We start from the raw sequence: 21,422 nt of genomic DNA, 5'->3' as shown, positions 1-21,422 counted from the left end.
GGTTAGCTCGACCCAGAATAGACCAAGCTGTCTAATTTGCCAAACTACGCCGGGCCTGGAATGCCTCAATGACATCCCACATCTTGGTCGCCACCACGTGCTTCGGTCCGTCAGCAATTTCTTCCGTCGACCCGTCAGCACCGATCAGCCAGCCGCTGTTGCGAGCCTGGCCAAACACTGCGCCGCCCGCGACGGAGTTAACCATCAGCAGATCCGCCCCCTTGTGCTGCAGCTTTGCACGACCGTTAGACAAAACGTCGTCGGTCTCGGCCGCGAACCCCACGATGGTCGCGGAAGTTTCCCCCGCACGTCGCTTATCGACGATCCCCCGCAACACGTCGGGATTCTCCACCAACTCAATCCGGCTCAAGGCGTCGTTGGCGACGCCCTTCTTCATTTTCGAGCTCACCTCCGCAGCGGGGCGGAAATCTGCAACAGCCGCCGCCATGATGACAACGTCAGCACTACCCACACGAGAGTTCATCGCCTGCTCCAGATCGCGTGTAGAGCGCACCCGCACGACCTCAGCGCCTGCCGGAACCGGCAGATCCTCGGTGTCCCCGGCCACGACGGTTACCTCAGCACCGCGGTGTGCGGCGATCTCTGCAAGCGCGAATCCCTGCCGACCGGACGAGCGGTTCCCGATAAAACGCACTGGGTCGATGTTTTCCTGGGTTCCGCCCGCGCTGATCAGCACGCGAACGCCGTCGAGTCCGCGCCCGATTGGACCCGTGCTCGCGACCGTTCTTGCCAACTCCGCAATCTGCTCGGGCTCCAACAACCTGCCTGGCCCGGAATCCTTTCCCGTCAACCGCCCGTGCGCAGGCTCGAGCACTGTCAGCCCTCGCGAACGGAGCGTCGCCACATTGGCCTGGGTCGCAGGATTGAGCCACATCTCCGTATGCATGGCAGGGGCGATGACTACAGGGCACGTCGCGACGAGAATTGTCGCGGTGAGCAGGTCGTCGGCCCGCCCTGCGGCGATGCGGGCGATGACGTCGGCGGTTGCCGGGGCGACAACCACGAGGTCCGCCTCTTGGCCCACCATCACGTGCTGGACCTCATCAACCCGGGTAAAGACCCCGGTGTCGACGGGATTGCCGGACAATGCCTCAAAAGTGGCGGCACCCACGAAGTTGAGCGCATTCTCCGTAGGGACAACGCGCACACTGTCACCAGCCTCCGTGAATTGACGGATGAGGTGACACGCCTTGTAGGCGGCAATGCCGCCGGAAACTCCGATAACCACGTTGCGGGGTTCGTCCATGATGCCGAAGTCTACCTCGCATCCCTGATGGACCCACTGCCTCGTACGTCGTACCGGACCAACAACGCACAAAAGCGCGGCCCTCCCAAAAAGGGGAAGGGCCGCGCTTCAGGTTCACAGAGTTCAGGGAACTCTACTGGCCTTCCTCGTGCTCGAGGAGGCCTGCCTGAATCTCACGCAGGGCGATGGAGAGAGGCTTCTCACCAACCTCCGGGGTAACCAGGGGTCCGATAAACTCGAAAACTCCCTCGTCCTGCTCCTGGTAGAAGCTGTTGATCTGGCGTGCGCGCTTAGCCGCGAAGATGACCAAGGCGTACTTCGACGACACCTTGCTCAGCAACTCGTCGATCGGCGGCGCCGTAATGCCGTCCGGCGTGTCGTAGACCATCTCTTCGGCGGCCTGATTCGTCGACAGGTCGTTGGATACGTTGCTCACTTGCACCTACTGTTCTTGGGCTATTTCTGGGGCTGATTCATCAGGATATCGGCTATCGAGCTGACAGCCACCTCGACATCGTCGTTCACCACAACCTTGTCGAACTCGTCCTGCACCGCAAGCTCCGCCCGAGCCGTCTGCAAACGGCGCTGGATGACATCCTCGGGCTCCGTTCCACGGCCGGTCAACCGCTCCACCAGCACCTCCCATGATGGAGGCGCGAGGAAGACTGTCTCCGCCTCCGGCATGAGCCGCTTGATGTTGCGGGCGCCGACGATATCGACTTCGACAAGCACTGGTCGGCCAGCTTCAAGTGCCTCACGCACCGGACCCGCTGGGGTACCAGAGCGCTGTAGACCACCGTGGATGTCCGCCCATTCAAGCATCTCTCCAGCGTCGATACGGTGCTGGAAGCTCTCGGGCGACACGAAGAAGTAATCTGTTCCGTCAACCTCGCCGGGGCGGGGCTGGCGGGTGGTCATTGACACCGAGAAGTACAGGTTCGGAACGTTGCTGCGCAGACGGTGGACGACTGTCGATTTCCCGACAGCGGAGGGGCCAGCAAGGACAACCAACCTCCCCCGTGACGTCACGTCTGACACCGGTTTAGTCCTCGTTGAAACCGAAGCGCTCGAGCAGGGCGCGGCGCTGACGCTCGCCCAAGCCGCGGAGGCGGCGGGTCTGAGCGATTTCGAGCTCGTCCATGATCTCGCGGGCCTTGACCTTGCCCACCTTCGGCATAGCCTCGAGCAGAGCGGAGACCTTGGTCTTGCCGATAATCTCGTTCGACTCTGCCTTGTCGAGGACGTCCTTCAGGGTGGTGTCGCCGCGCTTGAGGGAAGCCTTGAGCTCAGCGCGCTGCTTGCGCGCCTCTGCTGCCTTTGCGAGTGCTTCCTTGCGCTGCTCATCAGTCAACTGTGGAAGGGCCACGATTCCTCCATTGTGTAGTAGTTAAAGTCTCCGGCCAGCGCACCGGCCAGGGACAGCTCACTGCAGCGGGTTACGTCTCCGCCGAAAGCGAATTTCACCGGTGCAACTTGCCGTTTCTGGCCAAGTGTAACACTGGATACCGTCGATCATGGTACCCGCGGGACGCGTTTGTCCACGTCACCGCGTTGCCGCCAATAAATTACCAGGGCTTTCGCTGCGGCTGCCAAAGCCCCCAAGTTAACTGCGTATTGCCAGTTCAACGGCACGTTTACGCAGCTCGGCGACGTCCGGGCCGCCAGCTAGAACGCTGCGCGAAACATTGGGGAAGAACAACTGCTTTGCTTCTCCCGCCATTGCCTCGACCGCATCCATGGTGCCGCCCTGCGCGCCAACACCGGGCAAGAGCACCGGCCCGTTGAGCGCGCCGAGCTTCGGCGGATGGGCGACCGTCGCGCCAACGACGACGCCCATGTGGCCGACGCCCTCGGAGTCGTTGTAGGCGGCGCAGCTGTCCACCATCTGCTGGGAGATCGTGGCCCCGTTAACGCTTTGCATCTGGAACGCCTCCGCCTCCGGGTTCGAGTTCGCCGCCATGACGAACACCCCCTTGCCGTTGGCACGCGCCATGTCGATCGCCGGATCCAGCGAGCCCACGCCGAGGAACGGTGTGAGTGTCAGCGCATCGGCCTCCAGCGGCGAACCCGGTGCCAACCATGCCTCGGCGTAGCCTTGCATGGTTGAACCAATATCTCCGCGTTTGGCGTCGGCCACCGTCAGCGTTCCGGCAGCGCGCAAGGCGCCCAGGGTCTCTTCCAGCACGGCGAAGCCCTGGGACCCGAAGCGCTCGAAAAACGCAACCTGCGGTTTGACCAGAGCGACGTGCCCGGCGAACGCCTCGACGCAGATCCGGGCGAACTCGCGCACGCCCTCGATGTCGTCACCGACGCCCCACTGCGCAAGCAGCGCGGCGTGCGGATCGATACCGACGCAGAGGCGGCCGAACTCCTCGCCTGCGGCTACGAGCCGCTCGCCGAAACCCACTTACTTCGCCCCGCCGGTGTGGTCAATCTCCTGCAGGCTGAGAACGGAGATCTCGTTGTCGCGGATGTCCTCGATGCCCTGGACCGCGGCAGTGACGCCTTGAACGGTGGTCATCATTGGCACACCGGTGGCGGCAGCTGTTGCGCGAATCTCGTAGCCGTCATGGCGCGCGCCCGACGAGCCTGCCGGCGTGTTGAGGATCAGGTCGATCTCGCCGTCAGCGATGCGCTCGACGATTGACTTGCCCTCCGCACCCTCGCGTACTTCCGAGGCCTTGAGCGCAATCTCGCACTCAATACCGTTGCGGCGCAGCATGGAAGCCGTGCCAGCGGTGGCAACAATGCGGAATCCCATGGTGGAGAGACGCTGGATAGGCAAGATGAGCGAGCGCTTGTCGCGGTTGGCTACCGACGCGAAGACAGTACCTTCAGTCGGAAGCGTGCCGAACGCCGCTGCCTCCGCCTTGGCGTAAGCCTCACCAAACGACGCTGCGAGGCCCATGACCTCACCCGTGGACTTCATCTCCGGGCCGAGGATGGTGTCGAGCACCTCTCCTTCAGGGGTGCGGAAACGGGTAAACGGAAGCACTGCCTCCTTCACCGCAATCGGGTGCTCAAGCGGCAGGGTCCCGCCGTCGTACGCCGACGGCAGCAGCCCCTCTTCGCGCAGCTCGGCGATGGTAGAGCCCATCATGACACGCGATGCAGCCTTGGCCAGGTGGACACCGGTCGCCTTGGACACGAACGGAACCGTGCGCGAGGCACGCGGGTTGGCTTCGATGACGTAGAGAATGTCGTCCTTGAGCGCAAACTGGACGTTCATCAGGCCCTTCACACCAATACCGAAGGCGAGCGCCTCGGCACTGCGGCGGACCTTCTCGATGTCCTCCGGGCCGATCGTCATCGGCGGAAGCGCACACGCGGAGTCACCAGAGTGGATACCGGCTTCCTCGATGTGCTCCATGACGCCGCCGAGGTAGACGTCGGTTCCGTCCGAGAGAACATCGACGTCGATCTCGATAGCGGAGTCAAGGAAGCGGTCAACGAGCACCGGGTGGTCCGGGCTGAGCTCGGTCGCACGGTTGATGTAGTCCTCGAGGCTGTTCTCGTCGTAGACGATTTCCATACCGCGACCACCAAGCACGTAAGACGGGCGCACCAGCACCGGGTAGCCGATGCGCTGGGCAACCTCGCGCGCCTCCTCGAAGGAAGTCGCGGTACCGAAGGCCGGTGCCGGGAGATCTGCGGCCTCCAGCACCTTACCGAACTCACCGCGGTCCTCAGCAAGGTCGATTGCCTCGGGGGTTGTGCCCACGACGGGCACGCCGGCGTCGGCAAGCTTCTGCGCCAACCCCAACGGAGTCTGGCCACCGAGCTGGACAATGACGCCGGCAACGGTGCCGGAAGCCGACTCCGCGCGGTAGATCTCCATGACGTCTTCGAACGTCAGCGGCTCGAAGTACAGGCGGTCCGCCGTGTCGTAGTCCGTCGACACCGTCTCCGGGTTGCAGTTGACCATCACGGTCTCGTAGCCCACACGGGACAGTTCGAGTGCAGCGTGGACACAGGAGTAATCGAACTCGATGCCCTGGCCGATGCGGTTGGGGCCGGAGCCTAGGATGATGACCTTGTCTTTGCCGGTGACCTCAACCTCGTTCTCGGCGTTGGGGTCGAGTTCGTAGGCCGAGTAGTGGTACGGCGTCTGCGCCTCGAACTCGCCCGCGCAGGTGTCAACGGTCTTGAACACCGGGTGGATCCCCAGCGACCAGCGCAGGGAACGCACTCCGTCTTCGCCAGCGAGCTCAGGGCGCAGGGCCGCGATCTGTGCGTCGGACAGACCGTACATCTTGGCTTCGCGCAGTAGATCGGCGTCGAGCACGGGGGCGTCGACAAGCGTCTGGCGGAAATCGATGAGGGCGGAAAGCTCAGCGAGGAACCACGGGTCGATGCCGGAGGCCTCGTAGACCTGCTCAATGGTGGCACCGAGGCGCAGCGCGAGCTCGACGTCGTACATGCGCTTATCGGTCGGGATCTTCAGGTCAGCGAGGACCTTGTCTACGTCGGTGGCACGGTCGCCTGCGACGTACTCGTCGGAGCGGGTCCAAAAACCGTTGGGCTTGTCCTCCATGGAGCGCATGACCTTGTTCAGGCCCTGGATGTAGTTGCGGCCGATGCCCATCGCTTCTCCAACGGCCTTCATCGAGGTGCCGAGGGTGACGTCGGAGCCCGGGAACTTCTCGAAGGCGAAACGCGGCATCTTGACGATGACGTAATCGAGGGTCGGCTCGAAAGCTGCCGGGGTGACCCCGGTGATGTCGTTGGTGATCTCGTCGAGTGTGTAGCCAATCGCGAGCTTGGAAGCAATCTTGGCGATCGGGAAGCCGGTCGCCTTCGACGCCAGCGCCGAGGAGCGCGACACGCGCGGGTTCATCTCAATGGTGATGATGCGGCCGTCGACCGGGTTGACTGCGAACTGGATGTTGCAACCGCCGGTGTCCACGCCGACCTCGCGGATGATCGCGATGCCCTGGTCGCGCATGGTCTGGAACTCGCGGTCCGTCAGCGTGAGCGCCGGCGCGACCGTCACAGAGTCACCAGTGTGCACGCCAAGGGCGTCGACGTTTTCAATGGACGCGATGACCACGACGTTGTCGTCACCATCGCGCATGAGCTCAAGCTCGAATTCCTTCCAGCCGAGGATGGACTCCTCGATCAGGACGTTGGCCTCAGGCGAGGCCTCAAGGCCGCCGCCAGCGATGCGCTCGAGGTCCTCCATGGTGAAGGCGAGGCCGGAGCCGAGACCACCCATGGTGAACGAGGGACGGACGACGACGGGCAGGCCGAGCTCGGCGACCGTCTCGTGGACCTCGTCCATGGTGTGGCAGACGCGGGAGCGAGCGGATTCGCCGCCGACTTTGGCAACGATGTCCTTGAACTTCTGGCGGTCCTCGCCACGCTCGATGGCATCGATGTTGGCACCGATGAGCTCGACTGCGTGCTTGGCCAAAATACCCAAGCGATCCAGCTGAATTGCAGCGTTGAGCGCGGTCTGTCCACCGAGGGTGGCCAGGATGGCGTCGATCGGGTGGCCCTGCTCCGCCTCGCGGGTCAGGATGGCATCGATGTACTCCGGTTCGATCGGCTCCACGTAGGTGTGGTCCGCGAACTCGGGGTCGGTCATAATCGTGGCCGGGTTGGAGTTGATGAGGGTGACGCGCAGTCCCTCCTCCTTAAGCACGCGGCACGCCTGGGTGCCGGAATAGTCGAACTCGCAGGCCTGTCCAATAACGATCGGCCCAGAGCCGATAACCAGGACGTGGTTGATGTCTTCGCGTTTCATGGTGTGTTCGTCCTCTCCTGGTTACTTACGGTTCGGGCTGTGGTTGTCCATCAGGGAGATGAACTGATCAAACAGCGGGTTGGCGTCGTGCGGACCTGCCGCCGACTCCGGGTGGTACTGCACCGAATAGGCCATGCCGCTCTCAAGCGCCACGCCCTCGACGACGTCGTCGTTAAGGCAGGTGTGGGTGACAACCGCCGGGCCGAAGTCGGTGTCGAAGCGCTCTCCCGCAGTGCCGCGCAGGGCGAAGCCGTGGTTCTGGCTAGTGATGTCGATTTTGCCTGTGAGGTGGTTCTTCACCGGAACGTTGATGCCACGGTGGCCGAACTTGAGCTTGTAGGTCTCCATGCCCAGCGCCCGGCCGAGGATCTGGTTGCCGAAGCAGATGCCGAACAGCGGGATCTTATTCGTGATGACCTCGCGGGCCACGGCCACCATCGCGTCGGCGGTAGCGGGGTCGCCGGGGCCGTTGGAGATGAAGACACCGTCCGGGTTGTAGGTAGAGATCTCGGAGTATGGGGTATTCGCCGGAACGACGATGGTTTCGATGCCGCGCTTGGCAAAGTGGCCCGGCGTCGCGGTCTTAATGCCCATGTCGTAGGCGACCACGGTGTACTTCTTCTCCCCTACTGCAGCGATGGTATACGGCTTGTCCGTCGACACCTCGCCCGCAAGGTCGGCGCCGGCCATGCTCGGCTGTTCGTTGACGCGGGCGACAAGTGCGTCAACATCGCCCGTGGCTGCCTCGCCGGTGAAAATGCCGGCGGCGATCGAGCCGTAGTTACGTAGGTGGCGCACGACGGTGCGGGTGTCGATGCCGTAAATGCCGGTAATGCCCTGCGCGTTCATTTCGTCTTCGAGGGAGCGCTTGGCACGCCAGTTGGAGACGCGCTTGGACACGTCACGCACAACGAGGCCCGCGACCCAGATCTGATTGTCGTGGGATTCGTTGTCCTCGTCGTTCCACCCGGTGTTACCAATCTGGGGCGCGGTCATAACCACAATCTGGCGGTGGTAGGACGGGTCGGTCATCGTCTCCTGGTAGCCGGTCATGGCCGTGGTGAAGACGGCCTCGCCGAGGGTCTCTTCAGCGGCGCCGAACGAGTATCCGGGGAAGACCTTGCCGTCGCCGAGCACGAGGACGGCGGGAATCTTAGCGTTGCTCACGGTGTTAGTCCTTACCTATTTTCCGAGTGAGTGGGTCACGGTGCCGCGCAGCATGGTCATCTCCACGCGTGCAGTGAAGTCCATGCCTTCGTAGGGGGTATTGGATGCCTTGGAGGCCATATCTTCGCCGTAGGCGGTCCACGGCGATTCCGGGTTGACCAAGGTGAGGTTGGCGGGCTCACCCGCGCTAATCGGCCGGCCTTGGTCAGCCAGGCCGAGGATTTCAGCTGGGCGCTCACTCATGACCTTGGCCACGAAACGCCAGTCTGCGAGACCTGTCTCGATGAAGACCCGGGAGATGACCGACAGCGAAGTCTCCAGCCCAAGCATGCCGGGCTTAGCCAATTCGAACTCCACGCACTTGTCTTCGGAGCCGTGCGGGGCGTGGTCGGTGGCGACGACGTCGACGGTGCCGTCGAGAAGCGCATCGCGCAACGCCTCGGCGTCACGGATCTCGCGCAGTGGCGGGTTGACGCGGAAGACGCCGTCGTAGGTCTCGAGCTTTTCGTCAGTAAGCAGCAGGTGGTGCGGTGTAACCTCCGCCGTCACCGCGATTCCCTGCTCCTTTGCCCAACGCAGCAGGTCGACTGTGCCCTGCGTCGAAGCGTGGCAGATATGCAGCCGCCCGCCGTAATCGCGGGTCATGATGACATCGCGAGCGACGATGGACTCCTCCGCCACACGCGGCCAGCCGCGCAGGCCGAGGCGAGCCGCAGTCTCACCCTCGTGTGCGCAGGCGCCGTCGGTCATCCGGTGGTCTTCAGCGTGCTGGGCGAGCAGGACGTTGCTGGCCTTCGCGTATTCAATGGCGCGGCGCATGATCTGCGGGTCGTTGACACACTTGCCGTCGTCAGAAAACATCCGCACACCCGAACGGCTCATCAGGCCGATCTCCGTAAGCTGCTTGCCTTCGAGCCCCACTGTGATGGAACCAACCGGGTAAACATCGCAGGTGCCGTGAGCTTGGCCCTTCTCCCAAACGGCTTCGGCCAAAAACGGCTGATCGATAACCGGAACCGTGTTCGCCATGGTGAACACAGCGGTGAACCCACCACGCGCGGCGGCGTCGGAGCCGGTGGCGATCGTTTCGGTGTCCTCGCGGCCGGGCTCGCGGAGGTGAACGTGCATGTCCACCAGGCCAGGCAGCAAGATGTTGCCCTTGCCGTCGATGACCTCGTCGGCGCTCACCCCGGCATCGGCTAGGCCTGCCTCGACGCGGGAGATGACTCCGTTATCGATCAGGACGTCAACAGCATCCTCGCCATAGGGGCGGACGTTTGTGATAAGCGTGCTCGCCATTAGTTTTCCTCTCCAGCCAGAAGTGTGAACAAGACCGCCATACGGGTGTACACACCGTTGGACACCTGTTGCAGGACCGCGGTGTTGTCGCGGTCAGCGACGTCAAAGTTGATTTCCATGCCGCGTAGCATCGGACCGGGGTGCATGACGATAGCCCCGTCTTTCATCCGCGCTGCCCGCTCACGGCTGAGCCCGAACAGCGTCGCGTACTCGCGGTGCGACGGGAAGAACCCACCGTCCATTCGCTCTGCTTGGACGCGCAGCATCATGACCACATCGGCGTCGGCGATCTCGGCGTCGAAATCGAAAGCGCACCGTGCTGGCCATGTCTCCACACCGTGGGGCAACAGCGTCGGCGGCGCAACGAGCACAACCTCAGCACCGAGCGCAGCCAGCAGGTCGACGTTGGAGCGTGCCACTCGCGAGTGCAGGATGTCTCCGACGATGATGACCTTGCGCCCGGCGACATCGCCGATGCGCTGGCGCATCGTGACGGCGTCGAGAAGTGCCTGCGTCGGGTGCTGGTGCTGGCCATCGCCGGCGTTGACAATCGAGATCTCGGGCAACCACTGTGTCAGAAGCTGCGCGGCACCCGACGCCGGGTGGCGCATGATGATCGCATCGGCGCCGATTGCGGCGAGAGTCATGGCCGTGTCCTTGAGGGACTCGCCCTTCTTCACAGACGAGGAAGACGCCGAAATGTTGATCACGTCGGCGCTCATCCACTTACCGGCTGTCTCGAAGGAGGCACGTGTGCGCGTGGAATTCTCGTAGAACAGCGTGAACACCGTGCGGCCGCGCAGGGTGGGCAGCTTCTTGATGTCGCGTCCCTCTAGCGCCTCGCGGAAACGGTCCGCCTCATCCATGATGCCGACGATCTCGTCGCGGCTTAGATCCTTGATATCGATCAGGTTCTTCATTACTCAGCCTCCCGCGTCAGGGTGACGCCGTCTTCGCCGTCGAGGGGTGTGAGGGAAACCGTGATGTCCTCGTCCTTCGCGGTAGGCAAGTTCTTGCCCACGTAATCGGCGCGGATCGGTAGCTCGCGGTGCCCACGATCGACCAGGACTGCCAACTGGATGCTGCTGGGGCGACCAATATCGCGCAACGAGTCGAGCGCGGCGCGGATTGTGCGCCCGGAGAACAAAACGTCGTCCACCAGAACGACCACAGCGTTATCCAGGCTGACTGGAACGGTGGTAGGACGCAAGGCGCGGTGGGGCTTGTCCCTCAAGTCGTCGCGGTAGAGGGTGACATCCAAGCTGCCCACGGGAACGGGGACGCCGGAGAACTCCTCAATCGCCGCGCCGATACGCTGCGCCAACGGCACTCCCCCCGAGGGAATACCCATGAGCACGATCTGCGGAGCGTCCGCAGAATCAAGCGCGGTCTTCTCGATGATCTGATGCGCGATGCGTGCGATCGTTCGCCCGACGTCTGAAGCGCTCAAAAGCTCAACCGTCGCGCGTCTCTCTTCACTCATCGAACCTCCTTCCCCGCCTCTCTGTGCGGAAATTAAAGGATGTCTAGTGTGGTGACTATCCACGAGATTAGCACTACAGGAGAACTACATGGGATTGACCGCGTCGCACACTGTTTCCGCACCTCCAGCACAGGTCTGGCAGTGGCACTCGCGACCCGGGGCGGTTGTACGACTAACGCCACCTTTCCTTCCCATGACAGTCACTTCCCAGGCTTCCTCGCTTGCCGACGGCACCACGACCTTCGCGCTCCCCGCCCGCCAGCGCTGGGTCGCCCAGCACGATCCATCCGGCTACATTGAGGGCCGCCAGTTCGTCGACGTCGTTGTCAACGAACCATTCCGGACGACAACCGCGTGGCGGCACACCCACGAGTTCGCCCCGGCAGGCCCAAGTGGCGATGCGGCGGGGTCGGCGACCCTCATCACAGACCGCATTGACACCCGTGTCCCGGCTCGCATCCTGCGCGCGGCGGTGGCCTACCGGCAGAACCAACTCATCAACGACATCGATTTTCTGTCACAGCTGCCGGATTCGACGCCGCTGACGGTCGCTGTCACCGGTGCTCGCGGCCTCGTGGGGACCGCGCTGTGTGCCCAGCTTGGCACGGCCGGTCACACAGTCATCCGTCTCGTCCGGGGAGACGCCGGCCTGGGCGAGCGGCATTGGAACCCCGAGCACCCCGCGTCCGATCTTCTCCACGGCGTAGACGCGGTTGTCCACCTTGCAGGCGAGCCGATCTTCGGTCGTTTCACGGAAGAGAAGAAGCAGCGCATTCTCGACTCCCGCATCGGCCCCACTGCGGCACTCGCCCGTCTCGCAGCCGACAGCGGTGTTGCCACCTTCGTTTCCGCCTCTGCCATCGGGATTTACGACGACGGGTTCTTAGCCCAGGTGTGCCGTCAATGGGAGGCAGCTACCCACGTTGACGCAATGCGCACCGTCAACATTCGCACGGGCTTGGCTCTCTCCGGTGCGGGCGGGCTGCTTCCCGTCCTGCGTGCCTCGGCGTCGGTAGGCCTCGGCGCCCGAATCGGCGACGGCGATTTCTGGATGTCGTGGATCTCGCTCGACGATCTCACCGACACATACCTGCGCGCGCTCATAGATCCGACGATGGAAGGCGCCGTCGACGCGACCGCTCCCAACCCCGTCACCAACGCGGAGTTCTCGCGCATCCTCGCTGGCTTGCTGCGCCGCCCTGCACCGCTGCCCATTCCCGCGCTCGGACCCAAGCTTCTCCTCGGCACAGAAGGTGCGCGGGAACTTGCGATGGCGGACATCAAGGTCACTCCCGCCCCTGGGACACGCTTCCGTTACCCGCATCTAACCGAAGCCTTGGAGCATGAACTCGGCCTGGAGGCCCGGGTAGAGTCAGACGAGTGACTGAACCTAACCAGCCCGATTCCGCCAACACTGAGCCCGCTGAGCCCACTGCGCCCACTGCGCCCACTAATCTCACTGAGTCCCCCGTACTCAACGAGCGCAATGAGGTCGCCGACGTCGACCTTGCCGCGATCTCCGCAATCTTCGACGAGGAAGGCCTCGAGTACCGCATCGAGGACAACCTCGTTCGCACGGGGTTCGTGAACGCAGCGATCGTGCTTGTGATTGACGATTCCCGCCTCGTTTTCGAGGCGGTCTGGCGTGGCGAGGCTCCGCTCGAGATGGCCTCCCATCTCCTCTTCGCCTGCAACGAGCACAACCAAACTCACTTCGCCCCGACCTTGCGGTTTTTTGAGAAGGGCAGCGACAACCTCGCGGTGAGCGCGATCCGCTCGATGGATATCACACACGGCGCGAGCTTTAACCAGCTCGGATCCTTCATTGTCAGCTCCATCGATGCGACCATGCAGGCCTTCGACTTCCTCGCCACCTCTTTCCCCACCCTGGTCACTTGGGAGGACACACACAATGAGCGCTAACACCGCCACGCAGGTCACCATCGACCGCGTCATTACAACCATGGCAGCGAAAGGCATCACGCTTGACGACGACCCCTCGGGCCGCGCAGCACGCTGCAACCTCAACGGGTTCAACGTACTGTTCGTGCTGCTTGACTCGGTGCTCATCATCCGCGCCGATGCCGAAACCGACACGGCGTCCGACAACCCTGACGCCACCTTGTATTTGGCTGCAAACCAGATCAACTCGACGACTCTCGGCGCCCGCGCCCTCGTTGTGAACAAGACGCAGAACATCATCGTGCGCACGGAGGCGGAACTGCCCGTGGGTGCGGGGATGACCGACGCCCAACTTGACGCCTCACTCTCCTGTGCCGTCGACGGTCTTGTTCGGGGCCAAGACGCCATGAAGGCGCTATCTGAGGCGATCGCTCAGGAGCGCCGCGGATAACGCCTACATAGGTTAGTGCGGTCGAGTCTTACAGGCCCTCACCCGAAGGAGACACGAGGATCTTGACCGCAGTCTCGTTGTGGTTGATCAGGTGCTCGATGCCTTCCTCGACGAGCTTGATCGTTGCCGGGTGGGCGTGAGCGTAGGCGATCGTTCCGCGCAGGTCGATCTCCTTCATCACGAGCTCGCGAACTTCCTCAGCAACATCGACCTCGGCCGGGTTGAGAGCGTAGTCCGCGACACTTGAGTCCAGGGCCTTCTGTCGGCGCAGCGGGGACAGCTCCGAAATCGCCAGGTCGCGCCGAACGCCTTAAGAACCGCAGCGGTGAGCAAACCGAGCGGGCCGGCTCCACCGATGAGGGCGAGTTTGCCCTTCACTGCTTTGTCAGCAAGGTGGTAGTAGCGGTTGCCCTCGGAGGTGTCGACCTCTATTGCACAAGAAGATCGCGGATATTTAAAAAGGTATGTGATTCTAGTTCCTGTTTAATTCGTGACTGAGCGTGTCGAGTTCGGCCCCGCCCGACATCTGCCGGGTGAGTTCCTCGAGCGTCACCGCACTACGCGGGGCGTCAAGGACCTGGCGGCCGAGGTTGAGGATGGTGAAATGGTCACCCACGAGGAAAGCGTGGTGGGGGTTGTGGGTGACCAATACCACTGCCACACCGCGGTCCCGGGCAGCCGCGATGAACCGCAGGACCATGCCGGATTGTTTGACCCCGAGGGCTGCGGTGGGCTCGTCGAGAATCACGACGCGGGCGCCGAAGTGAATCGCCCGGGCGATTGCCACGACCTGGCGCTGGCCTCCCGAAAGCGTTCCCGCTTCGACGTCGACGTCGGGGATGTCCACGCCCATTTCGGCTAGCTGCGCCGCACAGATGCGTTTCATCTCCGCGGTTTTCAGCGAACCAGCCACCCCGCTTTGCTCCTGCCCCAGGAAGAAGTTGCGCCAGACGCTGAGCTCGTCGACGATCGCCAAGTGCTGGTAAACCGTCGAGATTCCCACCTCGAGCGCATCGCGCGGGGAGGAAAACGCGGTGGGTTGGCCGTCGATAAGCAACTCCCCGGCCGTGTGGCGGTGCATTCCCGACAAGATGTTGATCAGCGTCGACTTGCCCGCCCCGTTATCCCCCAAGACGCAGACAACTTCGCCTTCGCGGACGCTCATATTGACGGCGCGCAGGGCGTCGAATCCGCCGTAGGATTTGGAGACATCGCGCAATTCAATAATCGGCATGGGTTACCTGCTTCGTGTGTAGGTTGCGACAGAGGTGTTGGTGAATACGGCGAACAGGAGCATCGCGCCGAGGAAGAACTTGAACCAGTCAGGATTCCACCCGGCATAGACAATGCCCTGGTTCGTCATTCCGAAAATCAGAGCTCCCAACGCCGTGCCCACAGCGGTGCCCCGTCCGCCGGTCATGGCGCAACCGCCAATCACGGCAGCGATAATGTAGAGAAACTCGTTGCCAACACCCTGGCCCGCCTGGATCGAATCGAAGGCCATAAGCGTGTGCATGCCCACGAACCACGCGGCGAAACCGACGAGCATGAAAAGAACCACCCTGACGCGGCGCACGGGAACACCCACCGCCCGCGCCGCATCCTGGTTGCCGCCAACCGCGAAGATCCAGTTACCGTACTTGGTCCGGAGCAGCACGTATGACGCGAGCGCCACAAACACGAGCCACCACACGACGACCACGCTAATTCGGACTCCACCGAGAGTGAACGATCCGGCGAAGACCGCACGCGCCGAGGGAAAGCCCTCCATGTCGGCGATAGTTGGGGTGGCCACCTGGCGGGTCACCAATTTCGTGATGGCGAGGTTGAGACCTTGCAGCATGAGAAAAGTTGCCAATGTGATGAGGAAGCTGGCAATACCAGTGCGCGTGACCAACACACCGTTGAGCAGACCAATTGCTAGCGAGATGCCCAACGCCAGCAACGCACCGACCCACACGTTGAGATGCAGGTTGTAGTTGAGCATGGACGCGGCCAATGCCGCAGTCGTCACGGCCACACCCGCTGACAGGTCAAACTCCCCGCCAATCATGAGAAGGCCAACCGCCAATGCAACGATGCCCAGCGTTGCGCTGGCGTAGAGGATGGTGGCCATCGCCTCGAACGAGCGGAATGCCGGGGCGACAGCCATAAAGAGCGCGAAGATGGCGATGAATCCGAGCAAGCTCGCCAACTCTGGGCGCCGCACGAGACGCCCCAGACTGCCCCGCTGGCGCAGCCGATCGTCGGTCGTCGCTACCGTCATCGCATGCCCGCCTTTGCTGCCTCAGCGATCGTGTCGACGTTGGACTGGTCAACGAAACTGGGGCCGGTGAAGACGGGCTGGCCTCCACCCAGAGTCGCACCATTGCGCTTGGCCAGCCACAGGGAATCGACGGCAAGGTAGCCCTGCAGGTAGGGCTGCTGGTCGACCGCCCACTTCACGCGGCCGTCTGCGATCGCCGAAACAAGCTCAGCATTGGTGTCGAAAGTGACCACCTGCGCCGGGGAGCCTGCCTGCTGCGCCGCTTCGACAGCCCGCAGCGCGACGGGGGCCTGCAGCGCAAACACCGTGTCGATGCTGGGGTCCTGTGAAAGCTTGGAGTTGATCGTCGCCTGCACAGAGGTCAGATCTTGGCCATTGACGTAGAGCAGCTCGACGGGTTGACCGAGCCCCTCTCTCACTCCGGCGCAGCGCTGTTCCTGAGAGGTATTGCCCTGTTCGTGGACGACGCACAGAACGCGCGCCGCCCCTTCTGCCTTCAACCGTTCGCCCGCGGCGGTGCCGGCAACGCCTTCGTCCTGGCCGAAGAATCCGCTCAACCCGTAGGTCTGGTAGTCCCCCATCCCGGCGTTGAGCCCCACCGTCGGGATGCCGGCCTCAACGGCCTCCCGGGCTACCGGCCCGATCGCCTCAGGGTTGGGCAACGTCACGGCAATGCCGTCCACGCCCGAATCAATTGCGGAGCGCACCAGGTTCGCCTGGTTCGGCGACTGCGGGTCCGAGGAGTACCGCAGTTCGATGTTGTCCTTCGTCGCGGCATCTTCCGCTCCCTTGCGCACCAGATCCCAGTAGGTATCACCCGGGGCTCCGTGGGTGACCATCGAGACGACGTAACGCGGGGTGTCGACACCGCCTGCGGTCGTCGCGGTGTCCCCTGGACGCGGGGCACCGCCTGTCGACGAGCAGGCGCTGGCAGACAAGGACACAGCGGCGAGCACAGCGGCCGCCTTAAGGATTTGGGTAACGGAAGTCACCTCACGATACTGGTTCACCCTATTTGCCCACGTCAAACGCTCTTCCGGCACGCTTGACCGATACAGACGCGGTATCCAGCGCTGTTCATAGGGGGTGGCGCTACCCCCGACATAGACGGATCACGACTGCGCGAGCCGGCGTAGCTCCTCCTCTTGGTCGAAATCCGCCGCCGGCCACGCGAGATCGAGTGACATCAACGCCTCGTACATGAGGGTCTTGACCACGCTACGGCAATACTTCTTGTTGTCTGACGGGATGCAGTACCACGGAGCGACGTCGGTGGAGGTACGCGTCAGCGCAATCTCGTACGCCTCCATGTACTCCGGCCACAACGCGCGGTCATCGATGTCGCCGGGGCTGTACTTCCAGTGCTTCGTCTCGTTCTCGATTCTCTCGCGAAGATTCTTCGCCTGGAATTCACGGGAGATGTGCGCCATCACCTTGATGATGCGTGTCCCATTGGCGGCAAGTTGGTCCTCGAACGCAACGATGGCACCGTAGCGGCGCTCGATCTCCTCCGGCGGAGCCATCTTCTTCACCCGCTGAACGAGCACGTCTTCGTAATACGAGCGGTCGAAAATGGCGATCTCACCCGGTGACGGAAGGTGTTTTTCAAAGCGCCAGAGGAAATCGTGGGCCGCCTCCGCGTCCGTCGGCGGTCCAAACGCCGCGACGCGCAGGCCTTGGATGTCCATGACGGAGCCGAGCGCCTTGACTATCCCGCCCTTGCCCGAGGTATCCATCCCCTGCAGTACCAGCAGAACTGAGCCAGCATCGACGTTGCCACTTCGCCCGTTGGCGTAGAGGCATTCCTGCAGCAGCTCGAGGTTGTCATCGTATGCGGTGTAGGCAGCCTCAATTGCTTCGTGACGCCCGGCAGATGGGAGGCCCGGCGTCGCGCCTGGGTCAACCTCGGCGATCCTAAACCCCGGTTCGACCCGCAGCGCGTGTACTTCTTTCATCGATAGTGTGGCCATGTCCTGCTCCATCATTGTTGGTGCGCGCTCGCTCTGGAAAGCGCATCAGGGCAAAGAAAAAGTGCCTCTTACTGTAGAGGCACTTCCCTTCTTCTAGAGCTTCGGCGCTGCGTCCGGACCGTGGTCCGTCTCGTCGCCACCGTCCGTTGTCGCGGAGGTCGATTCCTCGCGCTCGGAGGTGTCCGCCTCGTCCGAAGCATCGCCCAACGCGGGCGCGTTTGCGGCGTTCCACTGAACGACGTCGTCGAGGACTGCGTGGATGTACGGCGGCGCTGCGCTGCCGGCGTATTCCGTAGCCATTTCAAGCGCGTTCGCGATGGTGATCGCGGGCGCGACGTCCTCGTTGTAAAGAATCTCCCACGTTCCGACGCGCAGAATCTGGCGGTCTACTGCCGGAAGGCGGTCGAGTTCCCAATTCTCCGAAATGAAGCGCTCAATGGCGTCATCGATGTCGTCCAGGTGCTCGGCGGCACCCCGGATGATCACGCGGGTGTACTCCGCGACGGGAGCGACGGCGTTCTGCGGGTCCTTGGACAGCTCGGCGCGATCTTCAACGATCGACACTGGGTCAATGTCGCGGGTCTCAGCTTCAAAAAGGATGTCCACTGCGCGGCGACGCGCGCGGTAGCGGGCTCCGTGTCGTTTGTAATCAGGCATTAGTTGTTGACGCGGGAGAGGTACTCACCGGTACGGGTATCAACCTTGACAACATTGCCCGTCTCCAGGAACAGCGGCACCTGAATCTCGGCACCGGTCTCGAGGGTGGCGGGCTTGGTGCCACCGGTGGAGCGGTCGCCCTGCAGGCCCGGCTCGGTGTGCTCGACCTTGAGGTCAACCGAGATCGGGAGTTCCGCAAAGAGGGCGTCACCCTCGTGGAAGGAAACTTGCACGCGCATGTTCTCGAGCAGGAAGCGCGCAGCGGGGCCGAACTTGTCCTCGGAAAGCTCAAACTGCTCGTAGGTCTTGTCGTCCATCACAACGAAGTTGGTGCCATCGTTGTAGAGGTAGGTCATGTCGCGGCGATCCACAGTAGCGGTTTCGACCTTCACGCCCGCGTTCCAGGTCTTGTCCACGGTCTTGCCGGAGACGACGTCCTTGAGCTTGGTGCGGACGAAGGCCGGGCCCTTACCCGGCTTCACGTGCTGGAACTCCACAATCTGCTGAAGCTTGCCGTCAATCTTCAGCACCAGCCCGTTCTTGAAATCAGCGGTAGTTGCCACTGGATACCTTCCTTATCAGGTAGACGAACGTGTGCAAACAGAACAATCCTACATCACAGCTCGACGAGGTCCTTTTTCCACGGCGTAATGATGCGTGGCGCGCCGGATGTGACAATCAAAGTGTCCTCGATGCGCACTCCCCCTTTGCCTGGAAGGTAGATTCCCGGCTCGATGGTCAGGGTCATGTTTTCACGCAGCACTCCCGTGGATGTCGCTGCCGCGTAGGGGCGCTCGTGAACCTCGAGCCCGATACCGTGGCCGGTCGAGTGCACGAAGTACTCGCCGTAACCCGCCTGCTCGATGATGTCGCGACAAGCCTTGTCCACGCGGGCGGTGTCGGTTCCCACAGTGGCGGCCTCCACACCCGCGAGTTGGGCGGCGTGGACGACGTCGTAGATCTCGCGAAGTTCGGGGGCGAGCTGGCCCATGGCGAAGGTACGCGTCATGTCAGAGTTAAAGCCGTCGCGGTGCGCGCCGAAGTCGATGGTGACTAAATCTCCCGGCTCCAGGACTCGGTCTCCCGCAGCGTAGTGCGGCAGGGCTGAGTTAGGCCCCGAGGCGACGATGGTGTCGAAGCTGACGCGCTCAGCGCCGAGGGTGCGCATGCGGTATTCAAGGTCGGCGGCGACCGCGCGCTCGGTTCGCCCTGTGCGCAGCTCGCCGGCGTCGATAAGTCCGTGGAGGGCGTCAACGGCGATCTCCGCGACCTGTTCGAGCTCGGAAAGCTCACCATCGTCCTTGATCTCGCGCAGCGGTTCGACAACCCCGGTGAGCGGAACCAAGGTCACGCCATCGGGGCAGGCGGCCTCGAGGTTTCGGTGCATGTTGACTGACACATAGTCGGCCTCAAAGCCCACGCGGCGGCCCTTTGCGACGCGCTCGAGCAGTGCCGGGGCGACGTTGCGGATGATTGTCGCCTCAATATCGGGCACTTCTCGCGCGATCTGGGACACGTATCGTCCGTCGGTGGCAATGGCCGCGGACCCGTCCCTCGACACGATAAGCGCGCCGTTGGAGCCGGAGAAACCGGACAGGTAGCGCACGTGCGTCAGGTTGGTCACCAGCAGATCGTCGACGTCGCGGGTGACCAGCTCCTCGGCAAGCGCCCGCCGACGGGTGTCGTATCGTGCATCAGCGGCGGTCATGGGTGCTCCCTCCCCTGCTGGCAAAGTAATCCAACGCTGCGATGTAGCCCTGCGTACCCAAGCCCGCGATCACGCCCGCCGCGATCGGCGACAGGTACGAGTGGTGCCGGAACGGCTCGCGCGCGTGCACGTTGGAGATGTGAACTTCGACGAATCCGGCGCCGTCGGAAATCTCAGCGAGCGCGTCGCGCAGGGCCACGGACGTGTGCGTCAGACCGCCGGGGTTAATGACCACAGCCCACCCGTGATCGGCTGCCTCGTGGACCCATTCAATGAGCTGGCCCTCGAAGTTCGATTGACCGCACTCCACCTCGAGCCCCAATGCTTCACCATGGTCGCGGCATCGCTTCTCGACGACCGCGAGCGTCTCCGCCCCGTAGACATCCGGCTGCCGGGTGCCGAGTCGGTTGAGATTCGGACCGTTGAGCACCAGGACCCTCATCGCTGTGCCCCCTCGGAGATTGCGGCGTACGCCTCCCGCATTTCCTCGACGGTGGCATCTTCCATCCTGGTGCATTGGCCGAGCGAGCTCAGGACGACAAAACGGATTCGTCCATCCCTGTTCTTCTTGTCGCGGGTCATGTTCTCGTAGAGCTCATCAAACACACCGCCCTCGTACGTCGTGGGCAGGCCGACCAAGTCAAGGATCTCGTGGTGAAGGGCGAGAAGGTCGGCGTCGATAAGCCCGCGATTGTGGGCGAGGTGAGCGACGAACATCATGCCAACGGCCACCGCATCGCCGTGGCGCCAGGCGTAGTTCTCCCGGCGCTCAATGGCGTGGCCGAAGGTGTGGCCGTAGTTGAGGATCTCTCGTAAGCCCGACTCCTTGAGGTCCTGGCCCACCACCCCAGCCTTGACCGCGACGGAGCGGCTGACCAGTTCCTCCCAATGCCTGTCGGCGCCCTCGCGGAAGAGGTCGAGGATGCGCGGATCCGCGATGAACCCGGTCTTGATCAGCTCCGCTGAGCCCGCGACCAATTCCTCTTCCGGCAGCGTGTGCAGACGATCCAGGTCCGCAAACACCGCATCGGGCTCGTGGAAGGCACCAACAAGGTTCTTCCCGTATGCGGTGTTGATACCGGTTTTGCCACCGACAGCGGCGTCGACCATGGCCAGAAGTGTCGTCGGGACCTGAATGATGCGAATACCGCGCATCCAGGTCGCGGCCGCGAACCCCGCGAGGTCCGTCGCCGCGCCACCCCCGAGTCCGATGACGAGGTCCTGGCGCCCGAAACCTGCCTCACCTAGAGAGTCCCACAACCCACTGAGCACCTCGATCGTTTTGCCGGACTCCGCGTCTGGCACATCGAGCAAGGTGAACTCGACAGTACTGCCGACTTCTTGGACAATTTGGCGGGCGACGGCAGCGAGCGGACGCTGGTGGACGATCGCCACATTTCGTGCGCCAGATTCGCGGACTCGCTGGGCAAGCGCCCCGGTCAGGGTGTGGGCGATATGGACGTCGTAAGGCGACGGCCCCTTCACTGTGACGACTGTCATGGCTAA

General features: G+C 63.0%; 22 protein-coding genes and 1 pseudogene. 3 read left to right on the top strand and 20 right to left on the bottom strand.

Translation table 11 applies throughout. The annotated features are described in order from the left end of the window. Nucleotides 1-31: 31 nt before the first annotated feature. From coaBC to pyrR, 10 genes are all read right to left on the bottom strand, one after another. The gene (coaBC, locus tag VVR41_RS01150; RefSeq protein WP_368523250.1) at nucleotides 32-1,267 is read right to left on the bottom strand and encodes a bifunctional phosphopantothenoylcysteine decarboxylase/phosphopantothenate--cysteine ligase CoaBC; all 1,236 of its coding nucleotides are present in this window, start codon (nucleotides 1,265-1,267) and stop codon (nucleotides 32-34) included. 133 nt (nucleotides 1,268-1,400) lie between these two features. Beyond that, entirely contained in the window at nucleotides 1,401-1,655 is a 255-nt protein-coding gene (gene rpoZ / locus VVR41_RS01145) for a DNA-directed RNA polymerase subunit omega (RefSeq protein ID WP_409338258.1), read from the bottom strand. A gap of 68 nt (nucleotides 1,656-1,723) precedes the next feature. Then, a complete protein-coding gene (gmk, locus tag VVR41_RS01140) occupies nucleotides 1,724-2,305 on the bottom strand; it encodes a guanylate kinase (RefSeq protein ID WP_321103626.1) in 582 nt (193 codons plus the stop codon). Between the two features lie 4 nt (nucleotides 2,306-2,309). Then, the gene (mihF, locus tag VVR41_RS01135; RefSeq protein WP_321103624.1) at nucleotides 2,310-2,633 is read right to left on the bottom strand and encodes an integration host factor, actinobacterial type; all 324 of its coding nucleotides are present in this window, start codon (nucleotides 2,631-2,633) and stop codon (nucleotides 2,310-2,312) included. 237 nt (nucleotides 2,634-2,870) lie between these two features. Next, a complete protein-coding gene (gene pyrF / locus VVR41_RS01130; protein WP_368523248.1) occupies nucleotides 2,871-3,674 on the bottom strand; it encodes an orotidine-5'-phosphate decarboxylase in 804 nt (267 codons plus the stop codon). Continuing rightward, nucleotides 3,675-7,013 (bottom strand): carbamoyl-phosphate synthase large subunit, encoded by a 3,339-nt coding sequence (gene carB, locus VVR41_RS01125; protein WP_368523247.1) that lies wholly within the window; start codon nucleotides 7,011-7,013, stop codon nucleotides 3,675-3,677. A 21-nt stretch (nucleotides 7,014-7,034) separates the two neighbouring features. After that, nucleotides 7,035-8,180 (bottom strand): glutamine-hydrolyzing carbamoyl-phosphate synthase small subunit, encoded by a 1,146-nt coding sequence (gene carA / locus VVR41_RS01120; RefSeq protein ID WP_368523246.1) that lies wholly within the window; start codon nucleotides 8,178-8,180, stop codon nucleotides 7,035-7,037. A gap of 15 nt (nucleotides 8,181-8,195) precedes the next feature. Beyond that, nucleotides 8,196-9,479: a dihydroorotase gene (locus VVR41_RS01115; protein ID WP_368523245.1), complete on the bottom strand. Its 1,284-nt coding sequence runs from the start codon at nucleotides 9,477-9,479 to the stop codon at nucleotides 8,196-8,198. Then, nucleotides 9,479-10,399, bottom strand: coding sequence for an aspartate carbamoyltransferase catalytic subunit (locus VVR41_RS01110; protein WP_368523244.1), 921 nt, complete (start codon nucleotides 10,397-10,399; stop codon nucleotides 9,479-9,481). The genes VVR41_RS01115 and VVR41_RS01110 overlap by 1 nt, the downstream gene beginning before the upstream one ends. Beyond that, the gene (pyrR, locus tag VVR41_RS01105) at nucleotides 10,399-10,962 is read right to left on the bottom strand and encodes a bifunctional pyr operon transcriptional regulator/uracil phosphoribosyltransferase PyrR (RefSeq protein WP_321103613.1); all 564 of its coding nucleotides are present in this window, start codon (nucleotides 10,960-10,962) and stop codon (nucleotides 10,399-10,401) included. The genes VVR41_RS01110 and pyrR overlap by 1 nt, the downstream gene beginning before the upstream one ends. A gap of 88 nt (nucleotides 10,963-11,050) precedes the next feature. Here pyrR and VVR41_RS01100 point away from each other — a divergent pair, with 88 nt between their 5' ends. From VVR41_RS01100 to VVR41_RS01090, 3 genes are read left to right on the top strand one after another with little or no spacing between them, the layout of a single operon-like run. Then, a complete protein-coding gene (locus VVR41_RS01100) occupies nucleotides 11,051-12,346 on the top strand; it encodes a TIGR01777 family oxidoreductase (RefSeq protein ID WP_409338250.1) in 1,296 nt (431 codons plus the stop codon). Continuing rightward, the gene (locus VVR41_RS01095; protein WP_368523242.1) at nucleotides 12,343-12,885 is read left to right on the top strand and encodes a YbjN domain-containing protein; all 543 of its coding nucleotides are present in this window, start codon (nucleotides 12,343-12,345) and stop codon (nucleotides 12,883-12,885) included. The genes VVR41_RS01100 and VVR41_RS01095 overlap by 4 nt, the downstream gene beginning before the upstream one ends. Next, nucleotides 12,875-13,315 (top strand): YbjN domain-containing protein, encoded by a 441-nt coding sequence (locus VVR41_RS01090; RefSeq protein WP_368523241.1) that lies wholly within the window; start codon nucleotides 12,875-12,877, stop codon nucleotides 13,313-13,315. The genes VVR41_RS01095 and VVR41_RS01090 overlap by 11 nt, the downstream gene beginning before the upstream one ends. Before the next feature lie 28 nt (nucleotides 13,316-13,343). On the opposite strand, the pseudogene VVR41_RS01085 reads toward VVR41_RS01090, so the two are convergent. The 10 genes and pseudogenes from VVR41_RS01085 to aroB all read right to left on the bottom strand — a co-directional run. Further along, nucleotides 13,344-13,705: pseudogene (locus tag VVR41_RS01085) on the bottom strand (2,3-butanediol dehydrogenase); the annotation flags it as partial. Between the two features lie 82 nt (nucleotides 13,706-13,787). After that, nucleotides 13,788-14,549 (bottom strand): ATP-binding cassette domain-containing protein, encoded by a 762-nt coding sequence (locus tag VVR41_RS01080; protein ID WP_368523240.1) that lies wholly within the window; start codon nucleotides 14,547-14,549, stop codon nucleotides 13,788-13,790. A 3-nt stretch (nucleotides 14,550-14,552) separates the two neighbouring features. Then, a complete protein-coding gene (locus VVR41_RS01075; RefSeq protein ID WP_368523239.1) occupies nucleotides 14,553-15,581 on the bottom strand; it encodes an ABC transporter permease in 1,029 nt (342 codons plus the stop codon). Next, nucleotides 15,578-16,573, bottom strand: coding sequence for a substrate-binding domain-containing protein (locus VVR41_RS01070; protein ID WP_368523238.1), 996 nt, complete (start codon nucleotides 16,571-16,573; stop codon nucleotides 15,578-15,580). Before VVR41_RS01070 ends, VVR41_RS01075 begins: the two co-directional genes overlap by 4 nt. A 120-nt stretch (nucleotides 16,574-16,693) precedes the next feature. Next, entirely contained in the window at nucleotides 16,694-17,551 is an 858-nt protein-coding gene (locus VVR41_RS01065; RefSeq protein WP_368523237.1) for a PPK2 family polyphosphate kinase, read from the bottom strand. Nucleotides 17,552-17,644: 93 nt separating this feature from the next. Then, nucleotides 17,645-18,208, bottom strand: coding sequence for a transcription antitermination factor NusB (gene nusB / locus VVR41_RS01060; protein WP_368523236.1), 564 nt, complete (start codon nucleotides 18,206-18,208; stop codon nucleotides 17,645-17,647). Beyond that, entirely contained in the window at nucleotides 18,208-18,771 is a 564-nt protein-coding gene (gene efp / locus VVR41_RS01055; RefSeq protein WP_321103596.1) for an elongation factor P, read from the bottom strand. Before efp ends, nusB begins: the two co-directional genes overlap by 1 nt. A 53-nt stretch (nucleotides 18,772-18,824) precedes the next feature. Next, complete coding sequence (locus VVR41_RS01050) at nucleotides 18,825-19,916, bottom strand: M24 family metallopeptidase (protein ID WP_368523235.1); 1,092 nt, start codon at nucleotides 19,914-19,916, stop codon at nucleotides 18,825-18,827. Beyond that, nucleotides 19,903-20,358, bottom strand: coding sequence for a type II 3-dehydroquinate dehydratase (gene aroQ / locus VVR41_RS01045; protein WP_368523234.1), 456 nt, complete (start codon nucleotides 20,356-20,358; stop codon nucleotides 19,903-19,905). The genes VVR41_RS01050 and aroQ overlap by 14 nt, the downstream gene beginning before the upstream one ends. Then, on the bottom strand, nucleotides 20,355-21,416 hold the full coding sequence (gene aroB / locus VVR41_RS01040; protein ID WP_368523233.1) for a 3-dehydroquinate synthase: 1,062 nt from the start codon (nucleotides 21,414-21,416) through the stop codon (nucleotides 20,355-20,357). Before aroB ends, aroQ begins: the two co-directional genes overlap by 4 nt. Between the last annotated feature and the right edge of the window lie 6 nt (nucleotides 21,417-21,422).

Source organism: Corynebacterium sp. LK2510, assembly GCF_040946405.1.
Lineage (GTDB): Bacteria > Actinomycetota > Actinomycetes > Mycobacteriales > Mycobacteriaceae > Corynebacterium.
This window is presented reverse-complemented; position numbering and strand designations above follow the sequence as displayed.